Genomic DNA, 24253 nt, shown 5'->3' with positions numbered 1-24253 from the left:
ACGCTAGTATGAAAGTTGCTGACTGCCACTGTGATTTACTTTCTTATTTAGCAGGGGATTTAACAAGAGATGTGAATGATCCAGAATCGAAGAGCTCTTTGATGCAGCTCAAAGATGGAGGCGTTCACACCCAAGTATTTCCCATTTATACCGCAACAGGGCCTGAATCTCTTAAAGAGGGAGCTCTGCAATTTAGTCTCTACTCTAAACTGTATGCTCACATTGAAACAGGGATTGCTGGCCCCTTAACCCCTTACTTAGGGATAGAAAATGCCTCTTCTTTTTGTGATGAAAAAGAGCCTTTAGAGTTTGCTCTTAAACGCTTAAGCGCTTGGCATCAAAAGCACCCCTTAGCGTATATCAGCTTCACATGGAACGAGGAAAACAGGTTTGGAGGGGGAGTGTATACAGACTCTGGCCTAAAACCGGACGGCCTAAAGCTTCTTGAGTGGATGTGTGAGCAAAATATTCCTATTGATTTAAGCCACGCCTCAGATCAGCTAGCTATGGATATTTTAAGAGAAGTGAGGGGTTATCCCTACCGCGTTATTGCAAGTCACAGTAATTTTAGAGAAGTGCATCCTCATGTGAGAAATATTTCTGATCAGATTGCAGAGGGAATTATGGATCAACAAGGGATCATTGGACTTAACCTCATTACGCATTTTGTAAACCCTCACTCACTTTTTACTTTCATCGATCATATTCACCATGCCAAAAAGCTAGGCGTTGACAGGGCCCTATGTTTAGGGGCAGATTTTTTTGCAGAAATCGATGTTGCAAAAACAAGAGAGCACTTAAAGCCGTTCTTTTTTGAAGGGTTTCAAACAGCTGCTTGCTACCCTAAGCTAAGAGAGCTTTTAGAGAGTTATTTTAATGCCCCCTTTATTGATCAAATGCTTTATATGACGCTTACGCATTTCTTAAGGAATCCATGAAAAAAATTTTCTTGACTTTGATGTTATTGACCTCGTTTTTGAGCGGTGCCCCAGTGAAGCTTGGATCGGATCAATTTTTTAATCCCGATCTTTTAAAACAGATCAAAGGGAAAAAAATTGCGCTCATTACCAACCATACAGGGCTTGATCACACGTTAGAGCCAACGATTAATCATTTAATGAGTCATGAAGGAAATTACACCATTACAGCGATTTTTAGCCCAGAGCATGGACTCACAGGCACTAGCCGGGCAGGAGAGCTTGTGATGCATGGGAAGCTCAAAAAAATACCGTGTTACAGTTTACATGGGAAATTTAGAAGACCCTCAGAAGAGATGCTTAAATCCATCGATACCATCATCTATGATATTCAAGATATTGGATCAAGATCTTATACCTATACGACAACACTTTACTATGTCATGGAAGAGTCGGCAAAAAGAGGGATCGAAGTGATCATCTTAGATCGTCCCAATCCCATGGGAGGAGGCGTTGTGGACGGTCCTCTTTTAGAACAGAAACAACGATCTTTTGTGGGATACATTAACACACCGTATTGCCACGGTATGACAGTGGGAGAGTTAGGATTATTTTTTAATGGGGAATACCGTATTGGGTGCGCGTTAAAAGTGATACCCATGAAAGGGTGGAAAAGAGAGATGAGCTTTCAAGAGACAGGGCTCATTTGGACGCCAACTAGCCCGCAAATTCCTGAAAAAGACACTCCCTTCTATTACGCAACAACGGGTATTTTAGGTGATTTAGAGCTTGTTAATATTGGAGTTGGCTATACGCTCCCTTTTAAACTGGTTGGTGCCCCTTGGATCGACGGGGATAAGTTCTCAGAAGCGCTCAACGCGCAGCATCTTCCTGGAGTGAAATTTGCCCCGTTTCATTTTAAGCCTTTTTTTGGAAGGTACCGGAATGAAGAGTGTCAAGGGATCCGTATTGTGATTACAGATCCGACAAGATATAGGCCTATTACGACAGGGTATCTCATTTTAGGCCTGCTGAAGTCTTTATACCCTCAAGAGGTGAATATGCGTCTTCAGAAGCTTCCTGAGGCTAAAAAGGCGATGTTTCACCTCATTAACGGAACGCCAAAGATATGGGATATTTTAATCAAAGAGCCGTATCCAGGATGGAAAATGGTAGCTATTGATGCTGCAGAGAGAAAAGCGTTTATGCAGAAAAGGGAAAAGTATCTTCTCTATTAAAACATGTGAAAGTGAAATAGGGGAGAAAATAGATAAGGGAGATGAAACACTATTCATCTCCCTGATATAGAGTTTAAGCGTGGAAAAACGCTTTAACTTTATCGAAAAACCCTTTTTTCCTTGGAGAGTTATCTTCTACTTCCAGGCGAGAAAATTTTTCGAGAAGCTCTTTTTGCTTTTCGGAAAGGCGAATCGGGGTTTCGACAGAAATATGAACGAGGAGATCTCCAATGCCTTGTGCATGAACATTTGGAGCTCCTTTTCCTCTGATACGGAGCGTATGGCCTGGCTGAGTTCCTTCAGGGATCTCAATTTTCATCGATTTTCCGTGAGGAGAAGGGATCTCTTTCTTGGTTCCAAGAGCCGCTTCCGTAAACGAAATGGGAAGCTCGATGATCACATTATCGCCATCTCTTTTAAAGACAGGGTGCGGCTCAACGTTGACATAAATGTATAAGTCGCCAGCTGGTCCTCCGTCAATCCCTGCATCTCCGTATCCGCCCATGCGCATCCGCATCCCGTTATCAATGCCAGCTGGCACTTTAATGGAGATGGTTTGCTTCTTTTTAACACGTCCTTGTCCAAGGCACCCTTTACATCTATCAGTAATGGTTTTTCCTCTTCCTTGGCAAGAAGGGCAAGGCGAGGACATACTGAAAAAGCCGCGGCTTTGATGAACGGTTCCTGATCCTTTACACTGCGTACATTTTTTGATCGCAGAAGATGAGGCAGCGCCTGATCCATGGCAAGAATCACATGTTTGATAGTTGGTAATGGACGCTTCTTTTTCAACGCCTTTAATCGACTCTTCAAAAGAGATATTCAGGTTCATTTTTTTACTTGAACCTTGCTGCGCTGAAGAGCTTTCACTGGATTCAAATCCAAAAATGGACTCAAATCCGCCGCCCCCGCCGCCGCCACCAAAGGCTCCCATGAAGGTGCGAAGCGCCTCTTCCATGGAGGAGAATCCGCCAGAGGAGTAGCCACCGCCGCCCATGTTCCCTTGAAGGGCTTCTGCGCCGTATTGGTCGTAAATTTGTTTTTTTTGAGGGTCGCTTAAAACTTCATACGCTTCTGAAATTTGTTTAAATTGCTTTTCAGCAGAAGGATCACCTTGATTTTTGTCAGGGTGATACTTCAGAGCATTTTTGCGATAAGCTTTTTTGATTTCGTCAGCCGTAGCTGTTTTAGAAATACCAAGGGTGGCGTAATAATCAGTCATAAGGATTTGATTGTAAGCGAAAACGGCTTTTTTAGCAATTAAAGAGCTTTACTGCTAATATTTAGCAGAAGGCTTCACTTTTTTGTATTTAAGAGCAGCTTTGGCTTTCGCTCTGTATCTAACAGAAGGCTTATCATAAAATCGGTGAGCTTTCGCTGCTTTTAAAATACCTTCTTTGTCGACCTTCTTCTTTAAAGCTCTAAGCGCTTTATCGATGGGCTCACCAATACGTACTTTTACACTAGTCATGAGAAAATAACACTCCTTCTGAGTTTGAGAAACTTAAAATATCTTAAGTTGTTCTGGAAATATAGACAAGTTCAATCTGTTGAGAAGAGGGATTTGTGAGAAAGATTTGATAGGTGGACTGAGCGATTTCTTCAAGATGTGGAAGAAGAGATGAGGAAAAAGGAATGAGGGGAATCGATAAACCGTACGCAAGAGACTTGGCTGCCATAGCGCCAACGCGTGTTCCCGTAAACGTTCCAGGTCCCACTCCTATGGCAATAAAATCCCAAGGCGCTTCTGCAGAGGATTTCATAAGTTCTTCTAGCTTTAAAAAGAGATGAGAAGAGAGCTCTCTTCCTTGAGGGAGGTGAAATTGCTGCGTGATGAGGCCGTTTTGCGCAAGAGCCAAAATCCCGTTTTCTCCTGAAGTGTCGATAATGAGTGAGGACATATTTACATGGGGTTGTTAAAGGGATTTAAAATATCCATGAAGTGTAGCAAAAGAGGGGATAAAATTGCATGAGAGGAAACGTGAAATCAGAGATATCTTTTACGAAATGGACAAAAATGCCGCTTCGTATTGAATGGAATCCTCAACCTCAGGTATACTGATTCAAATTCAATATATATTTATCTTCAAAGGAAGGCTTACTAATGAGTTATCTTAAGGATTTCCTGAACTTAATCGCTTTACACAACTACCCAGCACTGCTAAGACTATGGGAGGAGTACTGCATGAGCGATGAGGTTGATCCTGAAGAGCTTAAAGCTATTTTGACGCATCTTAAAAATAGCGCCTTTGCAGACGCTTTTGGTAAACATGTTGAGGCAATTTTACCTCTTTGGGACCTCCTTCCAGAATCTTACGGAAAGCACGAAAATTTTAAACTCATCATCGATTTACAAGTTGATAACAGTGAACAGCTAAGAGAGCGTGTGATTCTGTATCTTCAAAATCAGTTTCCTGACGCGCAAAACTTTGTCGATAAAATGCGCATTGTAGGACTCCGGGGTCAAGATAAGTTTCAAGGTGCTGTTGCAAGTTTTGAGCTCTTAAACCATATGAGAAAAGGGAAATTTGTTTTTCATAAAGGGGGATGGGGCGTTGGAGAAATCATGGATGTTTCTGCGTTAAGAGCGCAGCTTTCAATTGAATTTGAAAATGTCATCGAGAAAAAAGATCTCTCCTTTATCAACTGTTTCCAAGTGTTAACCCCGCTACCTGATCACCATTTTCTTGCGTTAAGATTTGGAAATGCAGATAAGCTAGAGGCGCAGGCAAGAAATCATCCGGTAGAAGTGGTGAGAATGCTTCTTAAAGATCTCGGGCCTAAAACAGCTGCGGAAATTAAAGATGAGCTGTGTGACCTTGTCATTCCAGAAAAAGATTGGAGCAAGTGGTGGCAAAATACCCGGACTAAGTTACGCCGTGATACGATGGTAGAAGCACCAGAGGACTTAAAGAGCCCTTTTATGATTAGATCAAGTGAGCTCTCTCATGAAGACCGTTTCCGAAAACTTCTTGAGGCAAAAACAGATACTCCCTCTCTCATTCAGCTGATCTATTCTTTCTTAAGAGACTATCCAGAAATTTTGAAAAATCCCGATCTAAAAGCGTTTCTCATTTCCAAAGTGAATGAGGAGGCTAGTATTGACTCTTTAAGAGAGGGAGAAGCGCTTCAGCTTCAGTTTCTTTTAGAAGATCTTCTTGCCAAAGAAGGAAGTGAAGAAGCTTCAACACTTATTCAGAAATCTTTATCCATTGAAGCGCTTCTTCAATCCATCTCTATTTTAGCGTTTAAAAAACGAGCGCTTATGGCTGTCAAGCAAGAGAGAAGTGATTGGAAAGAGATATTCTTAAATCTCATCTTAACAGTAGGGCAAAACTCTTTAAGAGACTACATTTTTGCTGAGCTCATGAACCCTCAAACAAAACATCAGCTGATTGAAAAGCTAGAAGAGCTTCTCAAACATGCTGTCCGTTATCCTGATGTGTTTGTGTGGTATTTCCAAAAGGTGATTTCAGATGAAGAGGTTCCTTTTGCAACAACCGAGGGAAAAAACCTCTTTTTTGAAGCGTTTTTCTGTGTTCTTCACCGCGTAGAATCGCTCTCTCATGAGAAAGATTTAATCAAAAAAATGCACTTAATTCTCTCTTCAAATAGATATGCAGCTGTAAGAGACATCATGAAAGGGTCGTCTTTAGAAAACGCTAAAGAGTTTTTACTTCTAGCAAGTAAGTGCCACTCGTTATCGGATCACGATTTGAAAATTTTACACTCGCTTGCAGAAGTTGTTCACCCTACCCTTTCTAAATTCCGTAAGGATGAAGAGGGTGAAGAAGAGCAGATGATCATTTGGACAACAGAGTCTGGGATGAGAAAAATTCAGACACGGCTTCAAGAAATTGCAACTCATGAAACGGTAGAAAACGCAAGAGAAATTGAAGTCGCAAGATCTCACGGCGATTTAAGAGAAAATGCGGAATTTAAAGCGGCGTTAGAAAAAAGAGATCGGCTTCAAACAGAACTTAAAACACTCTCTCAGCAGGTTGGTCAAGCAAGAATCCTCACAGAATCTGACATCTTAAGTGATAAAGTGGGCATCGGTGCAGTTGTACACTGTCAAAATAGTAGCGGAAAAACCCTTCACTACACCATTTTAGGGCCTTGGGATGCTGATGCGGGGCTTAATATTTTAGCTCTTCACTCGAAGCTTGCTCAAACCATGAAAGGGCTATCTGTTGGAGATCAGTTTCAATTTCAAGGGGAAGAGTTTAAAATTACAAAGATTGAAAGCTATCTTCAAAAATGACACTATACCAGAATATGTTTCTAAATGATTGTATAAGGACTTGCTGTGCAACTGATTATCGCTAGCCAAAATGTGCATAAAATCCGGGAACTAAGATCCATGTTAAAGATTTATCCAGAGCTGGATATTCTTTCTCTCATCGATTTCCCCAGCTACACACCTCCAGAAGAGGGTTCCTTATCTTTTGAAGAAAACGTGATTCAAAAAGCTATTCATGCTGCTAAAACTTTAGGAAAGTGGGTGCTCGCTGATGATACAGGACTTGTGGTTCCAGGTCTTAACGGAGCCCCTGGTGTTCTTTCTTCTCGCTATGCAGGAGAGGGAAGTAGTGATAGTGACAACCGAAAAAAGCTTCTTCAAGAGATGCAGCATCTAACAGAGGATGATAGACAAGCGTATTTTGAGTGCTGGCTTGCGATCGCATCTCCTGAAGGATTGCAAAAATGCGTGAAGGGAGTGTGTGAGGGTCTTATTTTACCTTCTGGAAAAGGAGGCAAAGGGTTTGGGTATGATAGTCTTTTTATCAAACACGAATACGGAAAAACCTTTGCTGAGCTTGAAGAAGATATTAAAAACCGCATTTCTCATAGACGTAAAGCTTTAGATAAGCTCCATTTGACTCTTGAGCTCATGACACCTCCTCCTCATGCACTATTGGATTGATGGATATAATTTCTTCTTCCGGGTGAATCAAGGAGAAGGTAAGGTGAAGGGACAAGAAGAGATGCTCATTGAGACTCTTCATGAGGCGCAGCTTGTACTCGGGATGGAGATGACTGTTGTTTTGGATGGAAAAGAAAGAAACCCGGCTGAGCCCCTACTCCGTAATGTGGCCTCTCTTCGTATCGTCTATACCCCCTTTCATCAAACAGCTGATCGCTACATCATTGATATGTTAGAATGCCGTATCAAACGGGTTCAAACCACAGTTGTCTCCTCAGATAAAGCACTCCTAAAATTAGCTAGTGAAAACGGGGCAAGAGTGCAAACCATTGAGGCGTTTATTCAAATGATTTTGCGTAAACAGGGAAAAAAACACCGCCTTGCCCAAGAGAAAAAAGCGCCCTCCTCTCCTCCCTCTGAAATCAATCGATTCTTGAAAATCTTTGAAGCTCGTTTAAAAAAAGAGATAGATATCTAATCTTTTAATGAAGATTTGATTTCTTGAGCTTATCAGGATTTCACTTCTTTAAAAAATCAACTTCCTGTCATTTAATGGATATTTCACTTTAATTAAAAATATTGCTAGAATGCCGCTTCTTATCAATAGGCGTGTTACCGTATCAATTAATCAGTTCATATTCTTTGATGACAAGCTAAGATAACAACATAAATAGGGATTTTTACATCATGACAATTAGACCTTATGCTTTAACAACAAATCCATCAGAATTGCTTGATGATAAAAAAAATCTATTATCTGCTTTAGCAACAAATGATAATGAAAAATTCCCTCAAAAAAATTTACTAGAAACTTCAAAAACAGCGCAGATAGCACAGGGTATTTTAGAAGTAAATCAAGATAAAGATATTGATAAAGAATCCCATTTCTTAGCCACCCATCTGGTCATAGAGCCCATAAGTGATAAATCTAATAAAGAAAAAGAATATTTTATTCAGGCAATTGAGGGTAATTCTCAAGATGCAAATGATTACTACAATCTTGCAAAGCTTCTAAAGAGTGATGAAAAGGTAGAATTTTTAAATGGAGAGATCTATACACAAAAAGAGCTTTATCTTAAAGCCATCCAGCTAAATCCTAAAGATGAAGAGTTTTATAACAATCTTGCCAATCTTCTAGAAGATGATGAAAAGATAGAACTTTTAAATGGGGAGATTTATACACAAAAAGAGCTTTATCTTAAAGTCATCCAGCTAAATTCTAAAGATGAAGAGTCTTATAACAATCTTGCCAATCTTCTAGAAGATGATGAAAAGATAGAACTTTTAAATGGGGAGATTTATACACAAAAAGAGCTTTATCTTAAGGCTATTGACTTAGATTCTCAATATGCAAATGCTCACCATAATCTTGCAACTTGCTTAGAAAAAGATGAAACGGTAGAGCTTTTAAGTGGTGAAATCTGTACACAAAAAGAGCTTTATCTTAAAGCCATCCAGCTAAATCCTAAAGATGAAGGGTTTTATAACAATCTTGCCAATCTTTTAGAAGATGATGAAAAGATAGAACTTTTAAATGGGGAGATTTATACACAAAAAGAGCTTTATCTTAAGGCTATTGACTTAGATTCTCAATATGCAAATGCTCACTATAATCTTGCCAATATTCTAGAAAATGATGAAAAGGTAGAGCTTTTAAGTGGTGAAATCTGTACACAAAAAGAGCTTTATCTTAAAGCCATCCAGCTAAATCCTAAAGATGAAGAGTTTTATGATCATCTTGCCAATATTCTAGAAAAAGATGAAACGGTAAAGCTTTTAAATGGGGAGATTTATACAACCCGAGAGCTTTATCTTAAAGCCATCCAGCTAAATCCTAAAGATGAAGAGTTTTATGATCATCTTGCCAATATTCTAGAAAAAGATGAAACGGTAAAGCTTTTAAATGGGGAGATTTATACAACCCGAGAGCTTTATCTTAAAGCCATCCAGCTAAATCCTAAAGATGAAGAGTTTTATGATCATCTTGCCAATCTTCTAGAAGATGATGAAAAGATAGAACTTTTAAATGGGGAGATTTATACACAAAAAGAGCTTTATCTTAAGGCTATTGACTTAGATTCTCAATATGCAAATGCTCACTATAATCTTGGAACTTGCTTAGAAAAAGATGAAACAATAGAGCTTTTAAACGGGGAAATTTATACACAAAAAGGGCTTTATCTTAAGGCTATCGACTTAGATTCTCAATTTGCAAATGCTTACAATAATCTTGCAACTGGCTTAGAAAAAGATGAAACGGTAGAGCTTTTAAACGGGGAAATTTATACAAAAAAAGAGCTTTATCTTAAGGTTATTCAGTTAAACCCTAAAGATGAAATTACTTACAATAATCTTGCCTATCTTCTAGAAAAAGATGAAACGGTAGAGCTTTTAAACGGGGAAATTTATACAAAAAAAGGGCTTTATCTTAAGGCTATTCAGTTAAACCCTAAAGATAAAATTAGTTACAATAATCTTGTAACTTGCTTAGAAAAAGATGAAACGGTAGAGCTTTTAAACAGGGAAATTTATACACAAAAAGAGCTTTGTCTTAAGGTTATCGACTTAGATTCTCAATTTGCAGATGCTTACAATAATCTTGCCTATCTTCTAGAAAAAGATGAAACGGTAGAGCTTTTAAACGGGGAAATTTATACAAAAAAAGAGCTTTATCTTAAGGTTATTCAGTTAAACCCTAAAGATAAAATTACTTATAATAATCTTGCCGCTCTTTTAGGCAAAGATGAAACAGTAGAGCTTTTAAACGGGGAAATTTATACAAAAAAAGGGCTTTATCTTAAGGTTATTAAATTAGACCCAGTTGGAAAAGGAAACTTCGAAGCTAGACGGCATTTAAAAAATTTCTATGCTAAAGAAATTGAAAGAAATCAAATCAGTATAGAAAGTTATTGGGACTTAATCTTGGTCCTTAAAGCTGACACGATAATCTTAAAGAATGGCAGAGAAATAGATAGTGAATTTTGTTTTAAAAAGGTTCTTAATTTAGTTCCTATCTCTATGTTTAGCTCACAGTTTGCTCCGCATTTTTTCGCTGTAGCTTCTAGTTTATTTGATAAAACGCAACATCTTCTTAGAAAATTTAATGATCAATTTACCGGTGAAGATGGGCTCTCTAGAGCACGGCTTCTCAAAGAGGGAGCTTCTTTAACATTAAAAAATGGGGAAGAGGTTTCTGCAAAAGCACTCTATCAACAAGCCCTTCCTTTTCTGACACCAGGATATTTAAAACTTATAGGAGATAAAGGAGTTGGAGACTATCTCTCTTTGAGAGGGCACACCGTATTACAAGATGGGATAAAGTTCACAAAATTGATGGCTTATACGTATGCCTATCAAAAGCATTTATCTAGGCCTATTTTAATGAAAATAGGCGATGCACTTCATCCTCAAGAGCGCATTTTGTTGGATGGAAAGTTTTATGATAAAAGAATCTGCTACGAAGAGGCTCTCTCAAATAAGAGGAGTGCTAGGACTCTCTTAAGGCAAGCAGAATCCCTTTCCTCTCATGAACATTTAAGAAAGCAAGATCTATTTCATCAGGCTTTAAAGCACGCTTATGAATTTCCCGAAGACCGATTAGAAGCTTACACAACATACGCTTATGAATTTCCCAAATACCGATTAGAAGCTTACACAACATACGCTTATCAATTTCCCAAATACCGATTAGAAGCTTACACAATACTAGCTAGGATTCTTTCTCAGCATGAACTTACAGGTATAGGATCTAAATATCTCTTTGTTTTTGAAGAAGATCTTAAAAAGCACCATCACATTCGAGATCGAAATTGGGATTTATCTATAGAAAGCCTTGATGAAAGTTCAGATGATCTTAATGAGCTTTATTTTACAAAAAAACAGGAATTCCTCATTGAATTACTTAAATATAGCCCTTCTTGCGAAGAGGCTTACGTGGCTCTTGCAACAAGTTTTCAAGACGCCTTGATCATTCATAAAAAGAGTTACGCATCCAAAGAGGCTCTTTATCTCAAAGCTATCGATATTAACCCTGAATATAGCTTGCCTCACTTCCTTTTAGGACAAGAGCTCTTTAATCAGAAAATCGAGAATATTGTGCTTTTAAATGGAGTCACTTTATCTTGTAAACAGCTTCTCATGAGAGCCATCCAGTTAGGGACGTATGAAGCAAGAGCGTATCATTTAGCCGCCCTTATGATGGATGATAGAGAAGGTATCCTTCTTTTTGATGAGAAAACGATTCTTTCAAGAGGTGATCTCTTCATCCGGGCCTTTGAACTTGATTTCACACGGGTTATTGATTTAAAAAATTTTATCTCTTATATCAAAAGAAGGCAAAAAGCTCTCACTTAAGCGTGGAATGAAGAGGGAGGGGTAGAGATGTTATTATGAGTTGATGTCTCCATTTGATGATGCCCCTCACTCAAAAGATGGAAACCAGTTTTATTAAATAAAAATATTTTTTTAATATTTTAATTGAGAATAAAAGAAGCATTTTTAATAGCCCCGCCTCTAATTTTTGAACATAAAAATCTGTTATCTTTTTCATCAAGTTCTTGATTCCTTCTAGCCCTCTCAATTGAAAATGTGGCGATATTCTAACAGTTTGCTTAAGTGATCCATGATTAAAAGAGAAATATTGGCATCACTTTTAATCTGAGGATGAATAGTTCGCGGCATACAAAGATCGATGATGAGCTGAGTGGATTGAGGCGTTTATTCAAATGATTTTGTGTAAGCAGGGGAAAAATACCCCCTTACCCAAGAGAAAAAAGTGCCCCCTCTCCTCCTTCAGAAATGCATCGATTCTTGAAAATCTTTGCAGCTCATCTAAAAAAAGAGATAGATTTCTAATATTTTAATGAAGATTTAGTTCCTTCAACTGGCAAGGAACCCACTTCTTTAAAAAATCAACTTCAAGTCATTTAATGAATGTTTTACTTTAATTAAAAATATTGCTAATATGTCAAATTTTACAAATAGGCACGCTAGGGTATAAAGTGATAGATCGGTATCCTTTAACGACAAGCGAACGTAAATAGAAGAGTTACATCATGACAATTAGACCTTATGCGTTAACGACAAATCAATCAGCATTATTTCATGACACAGAAAATGCATTATCTGCTTTAGCAAAAAATGATGAGGAAAATTCCTCTCAAAAAAGTTCATATGAAGCTTCAAAAGTAGAGCAGATAGCTCATAATATTTTAGAAATAAATCAGAATAAAAATATTAATAAAGAATTAAAGTTCTTAACTATCCATCCGATCATAGAGTCCTTAAATGATAAATCTGATACAGAAAAAGAATTTTTTATTCAGGCAATGAGTTGTAACGCTGAAGATGCAAATGCTTGCTATAAGCTTGCAAATCTTCTAGAAGATAATGAAAAGGTAGAACTTTTAAATGGAGAGACCTATACAAATAAAGATCTTTATCTTAAAGCTATCCAGCTAAATCCTCAGGATGAGAATTCTTATAACAATCTTGCAAATCTTCTAGAAAATGATGAGACAGTAGAGCTTTTAAATGGGGAGATCTATACACAGAAAGAGCTTTATCTTAAAGCTATCCAGTTAAACCCTAACGATGAAGATTTTTATGATCATCTTGCGGGTATTCTAGAAAATGATGAGACAGTAGAGCTTTTAAATGGGGAGATCTATACACAGAAAGAGCTTTATCTTAAAGCTATCCAGTTAAACCCTAACGATGAAGATTTTTATGATCATCTTGCGGGTATTCTAGAAAATGATGAGACAGTAGAGCTTTTAAATGGGGAGATCTATACACAGAAAGAGCTTTATCTTAAGGCTATTGATCTAAATCCTCAGTATGAGAATTCTTACTATAATCTTGCAGGTATTCTAGAAAATGAGGAGACAGTAGAGCTTTTAAGTGGGGAGATCTATACACAGAAAGAGCTTTATCTTAAGGCCATTGATCTAAATCCTCAGTATGAGAATTCTTACTATAATCTTGCGGGTATTCTAGAAAATGATGAGACAGTAGAGCTTTTAAGTGGGGAGAGCTATACACGGAAAGAGCTTTATGTTAAGGCCATTGAATTAAATCCTAAAGATGAAGATTTTTATAATCATCTTGCAGATATTCTAGAAAATGATGAGATAGTAGAGCTTTTAAGTGGGGAGAGCTATACACGGAAAAAACTTTATCTTGAGGCTATTGAGCTAAATCCTCATATTGCACATGCTTACAATGAGCTTGCAAATTGCTTAGAACAAGATGAAACGGCAGAACTTTTAAGTGGAGAGATCTATACAAAAAAAACGCTTTATATTAAGGCCGCTCAGTTAAATCCTAAGAACGAAAATGCTTATTATAATCTTGCGACTTTGCTACAAATCGATGAAAAAGTAAAGCTTTTAAGTGGAGAGATCTATACAAAAAAAGAGCTGTATCTTAAAGCCATTGAGTTAAATTCTGAAGCTTATTTACCTCCTAAATATGCAGAGGCTTATACGAGTCTTGCGTGTTGCCTAATATTAGAAGGTAATGAAACGGTAACGTTTTTAAATGAGGAGGTCTATACAAAAAAAGAACTTTGTATTAAGGCCATTGAGTTAAATCCCCAATATACAAGTGCTTACTTTTGTCTTGCGGTTTGCCTAGCAAGTAGTGAAAGAATAGAGCTTTTAAGTGGAGAGATCTATACAAAGAAGAAACTTTATTGTAAGGTCATCCAGCTAAATCCTAAAGAGGAAAATGCTTACAGTAATCTTGCTATTGTTCTAGAAAAAAATGAAACAGTAGAGCTTTTAAGCGGGGAAATCTATACAAAAAAAGATCTTTATCTTAAGGTGGCCCAGTTAAATCCTAAAAAGGTCAGCGTTTATAGTGATCTTGCTACTCTTTTAGAAGAAGATGAAACGGTAGAGCTTTTAAGCGGGGAAATTTATACAAAAAAAGATCTTTATCTTAAGACTCTAAATTTAGAGCCGGGTAACAGCATAAGTGACCAAGCTAGACAATATTTAAAAGATCTCTATATTCAAGAAATTGAAAGAAATCCAAACAATATAGAAGGGTATTTTGGTTTAATTTTGGTCATTCAAGATGACACTATTCTCCTAAAAAATGGGATAGAAGTAGATATTAAATTTTGTTTTAAAGAGGCCCTTAATTTAGCTCCTCTCTCTGAAGTTAGCTCACGATTTGCTCCTAGTTTTTTCTCTGTAGCTTCTCATCTATTTAATGAAACAGAGTTTCTTCTTCCAGAATTTAGCTACACATTTACAATCAAAGATGGGCTATCAAGAGCACAGCTTCTCAAGGAAGGAGCTTCTTTAACATTAAAAAATGGGGAGGTAGCTTCTGCAAAGGCACTCTATCAATACGCACTTCCTTTTCTTTCGTCGGCATATTTAAAATGTAATGGAGATAAAGGGGTTGGAGACTATCTCTCTTTGAGAAAGCATACCGTATTAAAAGATGGGATAAAGTTCACACAATTGATGGCTTACACATATGCTTATCAAAACGATCCAGCTAAGCATATTTTAATAAAAATAGGTGATGCTCTTCATCCTGAACAGCGCATTCTATTAAATGGAAATCTGTATGACAAAAGAGCTTGTTATGAGGAGGCTAGCTCACATGAGAGCATCGCTATAAGCCTCGTAAGGCAAGCAGAATCTCTTTATCCTCATGAATATTTAAGAAAGCAAGATCTATTTTATCAAGCCTTAAATCAAGCTCATCAATGCTCCAAAAACCGATTAGAAGCTTACACAATACTAGCTAGGATTCTTTCTCAGTATGAACTCATAGGCGTAGCATCTAAATATCTCTATATGTTTGGAAAGGACCTTAAAGAGCATCATCACAATCAAGAACACAATTTTAGTTGGTCTACAGAGAGCTATTATGAAAATTTAGATGATCTTACTGCCAGTGATACGCTTTATTTTTCAAAAAAACAGGAATTTTTACTTACATTACTTAAATATAGTCCTTCTTGCGAAGAGGCTTATGTGGCTCTTGCAACCAGTTTTCAAGACGCCTTGATCATTCATGAAAAGAGTTATGCCTCAAAAGAAGCTCTTTATCTCAAAGCTATCGATATTAATCCTGAGTATAGCTTGCCTTACTTCCTTTTAGGAAAAGAGCTCTTTAATCAGAAGATAGAAACTATTTTGCTTTTAAATGGAATCACTTTATCTTGTAAACAGCTTTTCATGAGAGCCATACAGTTAGGGACGTATGAGGGAGGAGCGTATCACTTAGCAGCTCTTATGATGGATGATAAAGAAGGCATTCTTCTTTTTGATGAGAAGACGATTCTTTCAAGAGGCGATCTCTTCATCCGGGCGTTTGAACTTGATTTCACACGGGTTATTGATTTAAAAAATTTTATCTCTTATATCAAAAGAAGGCAAAAAGCTCTCACTTAAGCGTGGAATGAAGAGGGAGGGGTAGAGATGTTATTATGAGTGGATGCCTCCATTTGATGATACTCCTCACTCAAAAGATGAAAACCCATTTTATTAAATAAAAATATTTTTTTAATTAAGGATAAAAGAGGCGTTTTTTAATCGCCTCTCCTCTAATTTTTGAACATAAAGATCTGTCATCTTTTTCATTAAGCTATTAATTTCTTCTAGATCAGCGAGTTGAAGATGGTGGCGATCTTCTAACAGTTTGCTTAAGTGATCCATGGTTAAAAGAGAAATCCCTAAATCACTTTTAATCTGAGGATGAATAGTTCGCGGCATACAAAGATCGATGATGAGCTGAGTAGAGCAGGGCGCATTTAAAGAGGAGAGAAGATACCTAGATGCTGTGGTCGCTGAGATGATCACATCGTAGTGATGAGCATTTTGCAGCTCATTATAAGATTTAAGAAAGGTGTTTAAAGCAAGAGAAGAGGGTAATTCTTTTCTATGAGATAAAAGTGTCATTTTATGCTGACACCTTCTAGAAAAATAGTGGATGATTTTTCGATTGGTTTCAGAATAGCCAAGTAAAAGAAGGGAAAGAGAAGAGGAGCTTAACTCTTCTACAAGCTGAAAAATAGTGCTCTCTAGAGTCACTAAAGGGTGAATAGGGGGCGCTAAGGACCGAAGAGTTTTAGCGATCTTTAAAGATTTTTGAAAGAGGTAGTGTAAAGAAGAGGAGAGCTTTCTTTCACATCTAGCTGTTTCATACGCCATTTTGACTTGTCTTTGAATAGAGTGCTCTCCTAAAAGAGAGCTTTTCATCCCGGCTGTGACACTAACCAAATGTAAAAAGCACTCCTCTTCTGAAAGAGAGTAAATAGGGACGCACTCACTTTGCATGAAGTTTTTAATGTGAGATACAACAGCATTCTCCAGCTCTTCAATATTGACATGACTGAGATAAAGCTCAACGCGGTTACATGTCGATAAGAGGACATGGCTTTGATCTAGGGAAAGAGTCTTAAGTGCTTTGAGAAAAAGCTCTCTAGATTCTAAAGACGCTGACTCAAAATTGAGTCCAATAACACCTATTTGCATGAAGATCCTAATATTTTTTTGTTTATATAGGACCCAAGAATTTCTGCAAAGGGAGCGTTTTTTTAATCTTCCATGACAAGGGCGTAGATGAGATCAAGATCAAATCCTCTTCTACTTAAAAGAGCAGCCTTTTGCTTTTGATCTTTCTTTTGTAAAGAGGGATTCTCTAATAGCTTAGTAGCTACTTTTTTCTGGAGTTCTAAAGAGTAGGGGGGCATCAAAAGTCCTTGTTGTTTCAGTTTAATCTTAATATAGCGAGGGCCATATCCTCTATTAAGATACATTTGAAACCGGGTTTTTGTTGTATTTTCATCTTGAATATACCCCAAATCCACAAGCTTTTGAATGATCCCATTAATTTCACTTAAGGGAAATCCTTTAGCTAAAAGCTTTTGCCGAAGCTCTTCTTGACTCCTGTTTTTAATCCCCAGAAGTCGTAGTGCAGTTTTTTCTATCATTTGCGCTCTCTGATCTTATATAATGAACATAAGAGGTGTAGTATGACAAATCCAGTGCATTCTGTAACAGAGAGAATATCCATGATGAATGGGGGACAAGAGAGTATCATGGCTCCATCACCTATTTTATTTCCTGCAAATAGCCCTTGGGTTAAATCGCTCTCTCAGCTATTTCCTGAGGTTCCCTTAGATGTTTTACAAGGGTATGCTAAGCAATTTCAAGATAACTGCCTTGCGATGGTTAACGCGCAAATTCAAAGAAGTCTTCAGCAATCAAGAGAAACAGCGCGTCAGCTTAAAGAAAATTTAAGCTCATGAGCATGAATTCTTTTGTGAATGAATCTTTTGTTATCTTAGAGGCAATGCAAGATATTAGGCTCGATAAGCTTCTTGTACAAACGTATCCTCACCATTCAAGAACTTATTTTCAATATCTCATTGAAAAAGGGCTTGTATTAGTGAATGGAGAGATCATCAAGAAAAGAGAAAAACTCTCTCTTGATGATGAAGTGGAAGTGTGCTTTGAGCTAAAACCTGAGCTTTCTTTAGAAAAAGAAAATATACCTCTTGATATCCTCTATGAAGATGCCCACATGATTGCGGTGAATAAGCCAGCTGGTATGGTGATTCATCCAGCGCCGGGGCACCCCTCTCAAACGTTTGTCAACGCCCTTCTCTACCACTGCCAATCTCTTCCAGATACAGGCAATTTAAGACCAGGTATTGTGCACCGTTTAGATAAAGATACATCCGGTGTGCTTTTGGCTGCAAAAACAAGAGAGGCCCACATCAAGCTTGTTGAAGCGTTTGCCCTTCGTCAGATCACAAAAAACTACATCACTCTATGTCATGGCAATCCTGGTGTCACAACTGTAAGAGAGCCGATTAAACGCAATACCTTCAAACGGCAACAGATGTGTGTTGATCCTTCTGGAAGACCAGCGATTTCTCTTTTTAAGCCATTAGAAGTAAGAGATGATTTAACCTGGACCTTTGTGACTCTCATTACAGGAAGAACGCATCAAATTAGAGTTCACCTCAAACATATTAAAACACCTGTTTTAGGGGATGCTGTCTATGGTCATTTACAGGTGAATGAAAAGTATAAAGTCAAAAGACAACTGCTTCATGCTTATGAGGTGTTTCTCAGTCACCCCATCACAGGGGAAAAGCTTCACATTAGGGCGCCTCTTCCCTCTGATATGCAGCAATTTGATCCTCCTAAAGAGTTAATATAAAATAGGAAGAAGAATAGAGGGGAACTCTAATCTAAAAATCCGATGTTTTCATGAGAGAATCCCTTGACTTCAAGAGATAGTATTCATATTTTTATTGAAAGTGCGCTGCAAGGGTTGGATCTAGGGTGACAAGGGTTTTTGTCACCTGCACAAGGTGTGTTAGCTGAATGGTTTCTTCTTGATGAAGACACGCTTGATGTTTAAAGCCATCTTCTTTTTCATCATAACAAATTGAAATCTGGGGATAGTCGGTTAAACAGATGGGGCACTCGGTATCTTGAGAAAAGTGATGGGTTAGAGCCTCTACATGAGAAGAGCTTTTTCGAAAGAGGGGAGCGATGAGACCGTATTTATGTTGAAGAGCCAGGAGGAAAATCTTCCAAATTCCTGTGAGGGGCTTTCCAGCTTTTTGAGGGTCAATCACTGCTCTACAGTAAGAGCAAGATTTCTCTTTCTTAAACCAATCTGTAAAACACTCTTTATGAAAAATCTTATAGCAGCAGCTAGTGACTAGAAACTGAGTTTTTAGTTCTTCAGGAAGAGTGAAGGGCTTATCACAAGCCCTACATCCATAAGAAAAAGAAGATACTACACCTCTTTGCATCATTAAAACTCTGCATGTCCTGGATAGCGAGGGAATGGGATCACATCCCGGATATTTTCCATCCCGGTGATGAATTGCACAACTCTTTCAAAGCCAGCTCCAAAACCTGCATGAGGCACAGAGCCAAATTCTCTTAGCTGTAAATACCACTCATAGTCATGAACATTAAGGCCGCTTTGAAGTATTTTATTTTTTAGCTTACCCCAATCATCTTCTCTTTGGCTTCCTCCAATAAGCTCTCCAATTTTAGGAACAACGATATCCATAGCGGCAACGGTTTTTTCATCGGCATTAAGCTTCATATAAAACGATTTAATTTCTGCTGGATAGTCGGTAAGAATGACAGGCCGTTTACAATGCACCTCTGCAAGATATCTCTCATGCTCTGACTGAAGATCACATCCCCAGGTGACAGGGAAAACAAAAGACTCTTTAGAAGCTTGTAGAATGTGGACTGCCTCTGTATAAGAGAGCCTTGCAAAAGGGGCACTTAAAATTGATTCTAGTCTTGTGAGGAGCCCCTTTTCAATGAAGGCATCAAAGAACTCTAGATCTTTAGGCACTTTTTTTAAGACCCATTCAATGATGAACTTTAAATACTCTTCTGCAATTTCCATATTGTCTTGAAGATCCGCAAACGCCATTTCAGGCTCGATCATCCAAAACTCTGCTAGGTGCCTAGAGGTGTTGGAATTTTCTGCCCGGAAGGTGGGGCCAAAGGTGTAGATATCAGAAAGAGCTGAGGCAAGAGCCTCTCCCTCTAACTGCCCAGAGACGGTAAGATACGTTCTTTGTCCAAAGAAGTCTTTGGAAAAATCCATACCCCCTTGAGGAATTTGCTTAAATTTTTCAAACGGAAGAGAAGAGACCGTAAATTGAGAGCCGCCCCCTTCACAATCTGAGGCGGTAATAATGGGAGTTTGCACATACAGAAAGCCCTTTTCTTGGAAAAAGGAGTGCGTAGCAAAGGCAAGAGAGCTTCTGACCCGTTGAACTGCTCCTTGAGTATTGGTTCTAGCTCTTAAATGGGCAATCGTGCGTAAAAATTCAAACGAGTGGTGTTTTTTTTGTAGAGGGTAGTTTTCAGCTGGGCAGGTGCCTAAAATTTCCAGGCTAGAAGCCAAAAGTTCCCACTTTTGCTTTCCTTTAGGGCTCTCAACAAGGACACCTTTCACACAGATTGAGGTGCCAGTTGTGAGCTTTGGAATGATTTCTTCATACTGAGGGAGGGTAGCGCTTAATACTACTTGAAGTCCTGAAAGTGTGGATCCATCGTTTAAGTCGATAAAGGCGTGAAGCTTTTGATCTCTTGCCGCTTTAACCCAGCCGCACACAGTGATAGGAGTTCCTAAATCACGGGGGGTAATTTGATAAATTTTTGTTCTTTTCATTTCGCAAAATCTCGTAAGAGTTGAATTTCTTTTTCCCACATGGGCGGCCCTTCAGGAGTTTCAAGGTATTTAGGAATATGCACTAAAGAAGGGTGTTTCATCATCGCTTTAAAGCACTCTATGCCAATAAACCCTTCTCCTAAACAGGCGTGTCTATCAACCCTTGATCCAAGCGGCTTTAAAGAGTCATTCACATGAAGGGCATAGAGATGCTCTAGACCTACTTTTGCATCAAACTCTTTCAAAACTTTGTTCCACCCTTCTTCTGTTGAAATATCGTATCCTGCCGCAAAAATATGGCAGGTGTCAACACAAATCCCGATTTTAAGTTTTTGATGTAAACGGCTAATTAAAAATCCTAGTTGCTCAAGAGAGTAGCCAACGGTTGATCCTTGACCCGCAGTACATTCAATGAGAAGTCTTGTTGGCCCGTCATTGACAAGAGGGGCAAATTCTAAAAGGCTCTCTACAATCGTCTCTAAACACTCTTCTACAGGAGATGTGAGGGCAGCTCCTGGATGAAAGTTAAGAAAAGCGATCTGAAGAGCGTGGCACCTTTCAATTTCTGCACGGAAGGAGATTTTACTCTTTTCAAGAACTTCAAGACGAGGAGACCCTAAATTAATGAGATAGCTGTCGTGACTCATCACCTGGCGCATCCCTGTCTCTTCTAACGCTTTTTCCCAAAGAGCAATCTCACTTGAAGTAAACACTTTTGTTTTCCATGTTTTTTGATTCGCTGTGAAGAGCTGAATGGTTGTCGCCCCAATAGAGTGGCCTTCAATTAAAGCGTTATGAACACCGCCTTGGGCAGATGTATGGGCTCCAATCAGGAGCTGTGAGGGTAATTGTTGTTCCACAAAATCCTTTAAAAAAATACCATTTTAAAGCATATGCAAGATCTTCTCAATCATGGAGTGCAAAAATGCCACAAAGCGTGTTAAACCCAGATTCTCACCGGACACTTTCAAGGTCAATAACGCACTTTTTTTTAGGCACCATGCTAAGCCGTATCACAGGGTTTTTAAGAGAAGTGGCTTTAGGCACGTGGATGGGGGCCACTGCTACCTTAGCAAATTTCTTTATCGCGTATAGGTTTTCGCATCTTCTAAGGAAATTTTTTGGAGAGTCAGCCCTTCTTTCTAGTTTTACCCCGCATTTTGAAACGCTAAGAGCGCAAGATGAGGAAAAAGCTAGGAATTTTTTCCGCGATCTTTTAGCAGGCCTTACGCTTTTAATCATCTTGATTACGGTTATACTAGAGGGCGGTTTATTTTGCTTACTATCTCAGGTAAAAGAAAGTCCTGATCTTTATGCAGCGCTTTATCTGACAGCTATCATGCTTCCAGGGGCTATCTTTATCTGTCTTTACGCCCTTTTCTCAGCTCTTTTACAAGCGCAAAAACGGTATTTCATCACAGGTCTTGCTCCCTTTTTATTTAATGTCACCTTCATTGCTGTTTTGTTTCAGATTAAAGATGAGCCGCCTCTCTTAGGGGTAGAAAAGCTCTCTTGGGGAGTCACCTTTGCTTTTTTTGTGCAGTTTCTCTTTATCACCTGTTTTACTCTCCCTTTTTTAAGAAAGGTCAATTGGAGGACGGTGCGTGTGTGGACGCCAGATATTAGAAAAGCCGCATCAGCTATTGGGATGACAATGGTAGGAGCTGGGGCTGTGCAAATCAATAGCTTTATTGATACGCTCTTTGCTAGAGTCTCTGAGAGTTCAGGGCCAGCTTATCTTTACTATGCAGCAAGACTTTATCATTTACCGATTGCGCTTGTAAGCTTAGCCATTGTTTCAGCATTAACCCCTCCTCTTGCAAGAGCGAGGAGTCAAAACGATCCTGAAAAATTTTTACATTTATTTCAATTTGCAGTGCAGAAAAATCTGATTGTGATGATTCCGCTCACCCTTCTTTTTTTGATCAGCGGCCCCTCTCTTGTGAACTTTGTGTATGGAAGAGGAGCGTTTAATCATGAAGCAGTTGTGAGCACGACTTGGTGTCTTTGGGGATATGGAATTGGTCTTGTTCCATCAACGCTTGCGCTGATTTTAGCTCCCGCATTTTATGCTAAGAAAGACTTTTTAACCCCTTTAAAAGGATCACTTCTCTCTTTTGCCTTCAATATTATCCTTAATTGTTATCTCATTTATGGATTACAAGCAGGGCCTGCAAGTGTGGCTTTTACAACAACCATTGCTGGAACTCTCAATGCAGCTTATTTGATGATCAAACTCTTTAGGGAAGAGGGAGCGTTTTTAAGTGAAGAGAGTGTATCTGTAGTTGGTAAGACTTTACTCTGTACTTTAGGAGCTGGGCTAATTGTAGGTGTGATCGATATCTTCATGAATCCCGGATCTTTTTTTGCTCTATTTAACGAAGTACCGCAGTTTTTTACACACTTTTCTTCTCAATTTTTTTACTTAGGGTTTCAAGGGGTGTTATTTGTAATGTGTTTTCTTTGTTTTGCCTGGGTAGGGAAGGTAAGGCCTATCTTTCAGATGATAGGGTTAAAGTAGAAATGCCATCTTTTATAGGATTTTTTTAAGATGTGTAGCCTCAATTGATGATGAAGAGGGTTTATCTTAAAGCTGTTGTCATTCTTTTCTAGATCAGGATAAAAACGTCTTGAATAATCCTTAGAGTTTACTTGAAAACAACATGTTCATTACCCTATCCCTGCTGTATGATCGCATACAGCGGCCCTCTTATGGCCTCGATGAAGAGTAAAAAACTTATCTCTTCATCGCAGGGGAGTAACAGATGGATTTTTTTATTGTTCCATTTCTGTATCTGATGAGGAATCATCAACTTCATCTAGATGGAATGAATGAATCTCTATCTCATCATGAGGTAAATCAAAATGTCCTCTCTTAGCTTGTAGAGAATAGAGCTTATTAGCTGAGCTATCGCCTGCTAAGTAATCTTCATGATCGCATATTTCGATATTTTCATATCTTTCTGTAACATCAAAAGCTTGTTGTGTACTTCCATCAGGAGCAGAATTTGATTGAAGTTGAACTGCTCCTCTACTTGCTTGAAAAATATGATCGATCTTGTCTCTATCGAAATGTAAATTTTTTAACACCTCTTTAATTTCTTCTTTATTTGAGGCCTTTCTATACTCATCATAAGCATTGGGTCCAACAAATTCCTCAAAGCAATCAGTTATTAAAAATTCCGAAGGTTTCCATTTGTAATAAAAATTACCATGCACTCCACGAAAATGAATGGTGCGCATAAATTTTTGTTGAAATGCTTGAATAGCAGCCGCGCATAGCTGACAACACAGTTTGGATATTCCTAAAGTTAAATCGTAAGAATAGAGTTCATTTTTTATATAAGAAATGAGTTCAATTTCTGCATGGACTGCATCGTTATTTTCACAAACTACAATAAATTGTTTTTGTAGAGCTAATAAATTGGTGATTTCTTCCGGGGTAAAAACATCATCACTTTTCAGGGAAGTTAAAAATTTGCGAATATCTTTTTCTGTTCTAGATAGTCGATTATTTGTAGCATGCCTTTGGAGCATATCCTTATAAATACCAAATAAGTACTCCCGAGCTTCAGATGTTTCAAGGATTTTACCTGCGTCATTTTTTTTGAGTTTGCTTAACGCTATCAGGATGTGATCAATATTAATTTTTAATTCTTCTATGTTATCATTTGCAGTAAAGTACCATTGATTATTAATGAGCCCGATAGCCACACAATTGGTTGTATGGTCTTTATGGATCAGTAATCTAGCTAGGCTATCTAATCGGCGTATACGTTTTGGTCCATTTTTAACGGCAATTTTTTCAGGTCCATTAGGAAGCCTGCTAAAATTTGCATCAATATGCTGTTTAAATGAATGAAAAAAAGAATTTATTGGTGAGGCCATAGTTTCCTTAATAAAATATTGTTTTTTTTAGCCATACGCATCTGTTTTGATTAATCCTAAATGCATATGGATCATTGAGTTGGATTAATGGA

19 protein-coding genes are annotated in these 24253 nt (G+C 38.2%); 10 read left to right on the top strand and 9 right to left on the bottom strand.

What is annotated here, in order from left to right:
* Positions 1-8: 8 nt before the first annotated feature.
* Both ACI7T6_RS05250 and ACI7T6_RS05245 read left to right on the top strand, forming a co-directional pair.
* Entirely contained in the window at positions 9-938 is a 930-nt protein-coding gene (locus tag ACI7T6_RS05250) for a dipeptidase (protein WP_404665332.1), read from the top strand.
* On the top strand, positions 935-2155 hold the full coding sequence (locus tag ACI7T6_RS05245) for an exo-beta-N-acetylmuramidase NamZ domain-containing protein (RefSeq protein ID WP_404665331.1): 1221 nt from the start codon (positions 935-937) through the stop codon (positions 2153-2155). Before ACI7T6_RS05250 ends, ACI7T6_RS05245 begins: the two co-directional genes overlap by 4 nt.
* Positions 2156-2228: 73 nt before the next feature.
* On the opposite strand, the gene dnaJ is transcribed toward ACI7T6_RS05245, so the two are convergent.
* Genes dnaJ through tsaB form a run of 3 tightly spaced genes read right to left on the bottom strand, consistent with a single transcriptional unit; the run spans position 2229 to position 4056 of the window.
* Complete coding sequence (gene dnaJ / locus ACI7T6_RS05240) at positions 2229-3377, bottom strand: molecular chaperone DnaJ (protein WP_404665330.1); 1149 nt, start codon at positions 3375-3377, stop codon at positions 2229-2231.
* A gap of 54 nt (positions 3378-3431) precedes the next feature.
* Positions 3432-3626, bottom strand: a complete 195-nt coding sequence (rpsU, locus tag ACI7T6_RS05235) for a 30S ribosomal protein S21 (RefSeq protein WP_404665329.1) — start codon at positions 3624-3626, stop codon at positions 3432-3434.
* A 43-nt stretch (positions 3627-3669) separates the two neighbouring features.
* Entirely contained in the window at positions 3670-4056 is a 387-nt protein-coding gene (gene tsaB, locus ACI7T6_RS05230; protein ID WP_404665328.1) for a tRNA (adenosine(37)-N6)-threonylcarbamoyltransferase complex dimerization subunit type 1 TsaB, read from the bottom strand.
* Between the two features lie 203 nt (positions 4057-4259).
* On the opposite strand from tsaB, the gene ACI7T6_RS05225 reads away from it, so the two are divergent.
* From ACI7T6_RS05225 to ACI7T6_RS05205, 5 genes are all read left to right on the top strand, one after another.
* The gene (locus ACI7T6_RS05225) at positions 4260-6419 is read left to right on the top strand and encodes a GreA/GreB family elongation factor (protein ID WP_404665327.1); all 2160 of its coding nucleotides are present in this window, start codon (positions 4260-4262) and stop codon (positions 6417-6419) included.
* A gap of 45 nt (positions 6420-6464) precedes the next feature.
* The gene (rdgB, locus tag ACI7T6_RS05220) at positions 6465-7082 is read left to right on the top strand and encodes an RdgB/HAM1 family non-canonical purine NTP pyrophosphatase (protein WP_404665326.1); all 618 of its coding nucleotides are present in this window, start codon (positions 6465-6467) and stop codon (positions 7080-7082) included.
* Positions 7066-7560 (top strand): NYN domain-containing protein, encoded by a 495-nt coding sequence (locus ACI7T6_RS05215; RefSeq protein WP_404665325.1) that lies wholly within the window; start codon positions 7066-7068, stop codon positions 7558-7560. Before rdgB ends, ACI7T6_RS05215 begins: the two co-directional genes overlap by 17 nt.
* A gap of 209 nt (positions 7561-7769) precedes the next feature.
* Positions 7770-11435, top strand: coding sequence for a tetratricopeptide repeat protein (locus ACI7T6_RS05210; RefSeq protein ID WP_404665324.1), 3666 nt, complete (start codon positions 7770-7772; stop codon positions 11433-11435).
* 701 nt (positions 11436-12136) lie between these two features.
* A complete protein-coding gene (locus ACI7T6_RS05205; RefSeq protein ID WP_404665323.1) occupies positions 12137-15499 on the top strand; it encodes a tetratricopeptide repeat protein in 3363 nt (1120 codons plus the stop codon).
* Between the two features lie 111 nt (positions 15500-15610).
* Here the strand turns inward: ACI7T6_RS05205 and ACI7T6_RS05200 are convergent, their stop codons facing one another.
* Together ACI7T6_RS05200 and ACI7T6_RS05195 are read right to left on the bottom strand one after the other, a co-directional pair.
* Positions 15611-16582 carry a hypothetical protein gene (locus ACI7T6_RS05200; RefSeq protein WP_404665322.1) on the bottom strand — a complete coding sequence of 324 codons (972 nt, stop codon included), beginning with the start codon at positions 16580-16582 and terminating at the stop codon, positions 15611-15613.
* A gap of 62 nt (positions 16583-16644) precedes the next feature.
* Positions 16645-17040 (bottom strand): regulatory protein RecX, encoded by a 396-nt coding sequence (locus ACI7T6_RS05195; protein WP_404665321.1) that lies wholly within the window; start codon positions 17038-17040, stop codon positions 16645-16647.
* A 42-nt stretch (positions 17041-17082) separates the two neighbouring features.
* Between ACI7T6_RS05195 and ACI7T6_RS05190 the strand changes: the two genes are divergently transcribed.
* Positions 17083-17358, top strand: a complete 276-nt coding sequence (locus ACI7T6_RS05190) for a hypothetical protein (RefSeq protein WP_404665320.1) — start codon at positions 17083-17085, stop codon at positions 17356-17358.
* On the top strand, positions 17355-18278 hold the full coding sequence (locus ACI7T6_RS05185) for an RluA family pseudouridine synthase (RefSeq protein WP_404665319.1): 924 nt from the start codon (positions 17355-17357) through the stop codon (positions 18276-18278). The genes ACI7T6_RS05190 and ACI7T6_RS05185 overlap by 4 nt, the downstream gene beginning before the upstream one ends.
* Positions 18279-18369: 91 nt before the next feature.
* On the opposite strand, the gene ACI7T6_RS05180 is transcribed toward ACI7T6_RS05185, so the two are convergent.
* The 3 genes from ACI7T6_RS05180 to ACI7T6_RS05170 are packed head-to-tail and all read right to left on the bottom strand — an operon-like array spanning position 18370 to position 21133.
* Positions 18370-18882 carry a hypothetical protein gene (locus ACI7T6_RS05180; protein ID WP_404665318.1) on the bottom strand — a complete coding sequence of 171 codons (513 nt, stop codon included), beginning with the start codon at positions 18880-18882 and terminating at the stop codon, positions 18370-18372.
* Positions 18883-18884: 2 nt separating this feature from the next.
* Positions 18885-20273, bottom strand: coding sequence for an asparagine--tRNA ligase (gene asnS, locus ACI7T6_RS05175; protein WP_404665317.1), 1389 nt, complete (start codon positions 20271-20273; stop codon positions 18885-18887).
* The gene (locus ACI7T6_RS05170; protein WP_404665316.1) at positions 20270-21133 is read right to left on the bottom strand and encodes a deoxyribonuclease IV; all 864 of its coding nucleotides are present in this window, start codon (positions 21131-21133) and stop codon (positions 20270-20272) included. The genes asnS and ACI7T6_RS05170 overlap by 4 nt, the downstream gene beginning before the upstream one ends.
* Between ACI7T6_RS05170 and murJ the strand changes: the two genes are divergently transcribed.
* Positions 21112-22794 carry a murein biosynthesis integral membrane protein MurJ gene (gene murJ / locus ACI7T6_RS05165; protein WP_404665315.1) on the top strand — a complete coding sequence of 561 codons (1683 nt, stop codon included), beginning with the start codon at positions 21112-21114 and terminating at the stop codon, positions 22792-22794. The genes ACI7T6_RS05170 and murJ overlap by 22 nt on opposite strands.
* Before the next feature lie 254 nt (positions 22795-23048).
* Here the strand turns inward: murJ and ACI7T6_RS05160 are convergent, their stop codons facing one another.
* The gene (locus ACI7T6_RS05160) at positions 23049-24161 is read right to left on the bottom strand and encodes a nucleic acid/nucleotide deaminase domain-containing protein (RefSeq protein WP_404665314.1); all 1113 of its coding nucleotides are present in this window, start codon (positions 24159-24161) and stop codon (positions 23049-23051) included.
* Between the last annotated feature and the right edge of the window lie 92 nt (positions 24162-24253).

Source organism: Rhabdochlamydiaceae symbiont of Dictyostelium giganteum, from assembly GCF_964291045.1.
Taxonomy (GTDB): Bacteria; Chlamydiota; Chlamydiia; order Chlamydiales; family Rhabdochlamydiaceae; genus PALSA-1444.
This window is presented reverse-complemented; position numbering and strand designations above follow the sequence as displayed.